Source organism: Dietzia natronolimnaea, assembly GCF_002289575.1.
GTDB lineage: Bacteria > Actinomycetota > Actinomycetes > Mycobacteriales > Mycobacteriaceae > Dietzia > Dietzia natronolimnaea_A.
The window spans coordinates 1-1,275 of record NZ_NTGA01000094.1 but is presented as its reverse complement, the minus strand read 5'-3'; the positions used below and the strand labels follow the sequence as shown (position 1 = coordinate 1,275).

The window sequence follows — 1,275 nt, the reverse complement described above, 5'->3', positions numbered from 1 at the left end:
GTGCGGCAGATGGTGTCGGCAAGCAGGCTGGCGGTAGCGTTCAAAGCGGGTCCTGGGGATGCGAAGTGCTGGTGTAGGAACTTGCATCTTCACACGCCCCAGGACCCCTACATCTTGTGCCTCACCGCATCACCGGCGAACCCCAGTTACGCACTCCGGATCCGGAAGGGCCCGTTTCACACGGTGTTCGAACTGGCCGAGGCGATCGGTGAGCGGATGGACGCCTACAACCGCGAACCGTTCCAGAAACGCCCCGGCTCGAGACTGAGCGTGTTCACCGCCGAGGAGCGCCCGCTGCTCACGCCGCTGCCAGCGGTGGCGTTCGAGATCAGCCGGTGGCTCTACGGCCGGCGCGTCGGTCGCAACGGGCACGTGGTGTTCGAGCGGAACTTCTACTCCGCCCCGCTGGCGCACATCGGCACCAAGGTCGATGTGCGGATCACCGCCCGCACGCTGGAGATCTACCGCGGCACCGAGCGGATCTCCAGCCACCTTCTGCTCCCAGCTGGAGCCTCCGGGCAGTACCGCACCAACGACGCCGACCTGCCCGCCGGCCGCCAGTACCAGCAGTGGGACGCGCCCCGGGTACGGGCGTGGGCCGAGCGGGTGGGGCCGGCGGCGGTCATCGTGGTCAACCGGATCTTCGAATCCGTGCCCGTCGACGAACAGGGCCTCGACGCTGCCCTGGCGGTGCTGCGCCTTTCGCGGCGGTTCTCAGCCGAGCGAGTCGAAGCCGCCTGCGCCCTGGCGCTGACCGGGCCGGTGCGCTCACCCCGCTACGCGCATATCCACCCCATCCTGGCCACCGGCCAGGACAAGACCGCCGCCCTGCGACCACCACCAGCAGAGGCCGAGCAGGCCGGCGGGTACGTCCGCGGCGCCGACTACTACGCCAGGAGTGCCCGATGAGCAGCATCGATAGCGAGACCAAGCGCAAGCTCCGCGAGATGGGCGCCCAGCCACTGCTCGAGGCGATCGAAGCGCAACACGACGACCACGTGGTCGGCATGAGTTTCGGCGAGCGCCTGCAGCTGGTCGTCGACCACGCCCACGAGAGCTTCAACCACTCCAAGATCGACGGACTCATCCGCCGGGCCAACCTGCGCTACCCGGCAGCCGATCTGCGGCGCGTGGACCTGGTCGAGGAGCGCGGCCTGGACCGGGCCGTCCTCGCGCAGCTGGCCACCTGCTCGTTCATCCAGCGCCAGCAGAACGTCGTCTTCCAGGGGTTCACCGGGTCGGGCAAGTCCTACCTCGGCTGCGCCCTGGCCAAGC

At 68.9% G+C, this 1,275-nt stretch carries 2 protein-coding genes; both read left to right on the top strand.

All coding sequences use genetic code 11. The features are described from left to right. Window positions 1-183: 183 nt before the first annotated feature. Window positions 184-909, top strand: a complete 726-nt coding sequence (locus CEY15_RS17790) for a Mu transposase domain-containing protein (RefSeq protein ID WP_095719505.1) — start codon at window positions 184-186, stop codon at window positions 907-909. Further along, the coding region (locus CEY15_RS17785) for an ATP-binding protein (protein ID WP_176475194.1) at window positions 906-1,275 on the top strand (370 nt) is incomplete at its 3' end. The genes CEY15_RS17790 and CEY15_RS17785, both read left to right, overlap by 4 nt.